The organism is Microcoleus sp. B4-C1 (assembly GCF_036705285.1).
Taxonomy (GTDB): Bacteria; Cyanobacteriota; Cyanobacteriia; order Cyanobacteriales; family Microcoleaceae; genus Microcoleus.
In genome coordinates this window covers 1-2,465 of the sequence record NZ_JAUBUC010000195.1, presented here as the reverse complement: position 1 = coordinate 2,465, position 2,465 = coordinate 1, and the positions used below count along the sequence as shown (strand labels likewise).

At 42.4% G+C, this 2,465-nt stretch carries 1 protein-coding gene; it reads left to right on the top strand.

Annotated features, from left to right (window positions below):
* Positions 1-623 precede the first annotated feature (623 nt).
* Entirely contained in the window at positions 624-2,354 is a 1,731-nt protein-coding gene (ltrA, locus tag QUB26_RS31575) for a group II intron reverse transcriptase/maturase (RefSeq protein ID WP_333321248.1), read from the top strand.
* Positions 2,355-2,465: the final 111 nt, after the last annotated feature.

Below are 2,465 nucleotides of genomic sequence, written 5' to 3'. Positions count from 1 at the left end.
GAGTGCGATTCGTTTAACCTAAATGGGTAGAGATACTCAGGGATGGTTAGCCTAACCAAATGGTTAGTATAACTGAATACACATCTAGGTGCGGGATTCACAAGTCCCTAGTCCTAGTCCGCAAGTGCAGCGGTAAAAGCATATCCCCTATTTTGTTGGGTAGCAACCAATAGGGTAAAGCGGGGATAAAAGACAAGAACTACTGGTAGCCGAAACTGGTAACTGTCGAGCACGAGTTCATGTGTAGCGAAAGCAAAGATGTGTCTGAACCATCGTAATTTTCAGATGGTCAAATGGCTAAATCAAGAATAAACCCGTTGAAAAAACACGGTAAAGACTGATTAAGACCAAGCCAAAAGGCAAGGATAGGGCATAGGCAATTTCACACTTGACCTATAAGCACCGCCCATAAACCCGGTGGATAGCATCGCACTAAAAACTCAAACAATGTGTATTTGGAACGAAGTAACTCTTATATATTTCTGGAATCATGTCGATTATCCAGTAAGTAGCTAACGAACAATATATGAGAGAGGGATTGTATCAGAAGCCAATGCTCTGTTGTAATGACAGAGATATGCAGACAGGTACACGGTAACTTCAAGGATAGGAACTTAGTAGCAATGAATAAGTCTAAAACGCGGGACAACCCGACGGTGGAATGGAATCAAATCAATTGGCGAAAAGCCGAAAGATTGACATTTAAGTTGCAAAGACGTATCTATCGAGCAAGTGAGCGTGGCGATGTTAAAGCAGTTCGGAAGCTTCAAAAGACCTTGATTAATTCATGGTCTAATAAGGTTCTAGCGGTACGACGGGTAACACAAGACAATACTGGCAAGCGTACAGCAGGTGTGGATGGCATAAAATTGTTAACCCCAAAGCAACGATTAAAGCTAGTAGGTCAACTCAAAATAACTGGTAAATCACAACCGACACGTCGGGTAATGATACCAAAACCAGGAACCAATGAGTCCAGACCATTAGGAATACCCACAATGTACGACCGCGCCTTGCAAGCAGTTGTGAAAGCAGCACTTGAGCCAGAATGGGAGGCAAAATTTGAGCCAAACTCATACGGTTTTAGACCCGGTAGGTCATGTCACGATGCGATTGGAGCTATCTTTGACAGTATCAGATACAAAGCTAAATATGTGCTAGACGCTGATATTTCCAAATGTTTTGACCGCATTAATCACAAAGCATTACTTGACAAAATCAATACCTATCCAGGACTCCGAACACAAATTAAGTCCTGGCTTAAAAGTGGGGTATTAGACCAAGGTGAAATCTTCCCGACCAAAGAAGGCACACCACAAGGTGGGGTCATCTCTCCACTTTTGGCTAACATTGCCTTACATGGAATGGAAGAACGGGTCAAACAATATGCCGAAACGCTAACAAAAGGATACTACGGAATCAGTAAAAAAGATAAACGAGGTTCTTTAAGTTTAATCCGGTACGCCGATGATTTTGTGATTATTCACAAAGACATTGAAGTAATACTAGCCTGTCAGAAAATAATTGCAGAATGGTTAAGTGATGTTGGCTTAGAATTGAAGCCAAGTAAAACAAAATTAACCCACACCCTCAACGAATATAATGGAAATGTTGGGTTTGAGTTCTTAGGATTCCATGTACAACAATACAAGGTAGGCAACTATCGAAGTGCTAAAAATACAGTAGGAATACCGCTAGGTTTTACAACATTAATCACCCCGTCTAAGCCCAAAGTCAAAGCCCATCTGGCTAAAATTGCAGAAGTGATAGACACCCATAACACCGCCCCCCAAGTCGCTTTAATTAGTCGGCTGAATCCAATAATTAGGGGATGGTCAAACTATTACTCAACAGTAGTAAGTAAAGATACCTTTAACAAGGTAGACAGTCTTACCTATGACAAGCTAAGAGCATGGGCGAGAAGACGGGGAAAAGGTAGCATCAATAAAGACAAATACTGGCGAACAGTAGGCGACAGAAATTGGTGTTTCAGCACAGAAGAAGGTTTAGAATTAGTCCAACACAAAGCAAGGCCTATTGTAAGGCACGTCAAAGTGAAGGGTAACGCAACGCCTTACGATGGTGACTGGATTTACTGGAGCAAGAGACGCGGAGAATACCCGGAAACACCAAAAAGAGTGGCAACACTGCTTAAGACACAAAAAGGTAAATGTACCCACTGTGGTCTGTACTTTACACCTACAGACACTGTAGAAGTTGACCATATCCAACCCCGCTCACTAGGCGGTAAGGATGAGTACAAAAACCTCCAACTTCTGCATAAACACTGTCACGACACAAAAACGGAAAATGACGGTTCTCTCAACAAGGACTATTCTAGCAATCCGTTTTGAATTGTATCCTTAACAAAGGATGAAGATATCAAGGAGCCGGATGAGGCGAAAGTCTCACGTCCGGTTCTGAAGGAGAGGTAGGGGTAGAAATGCCCCTATCGACTCTAACAA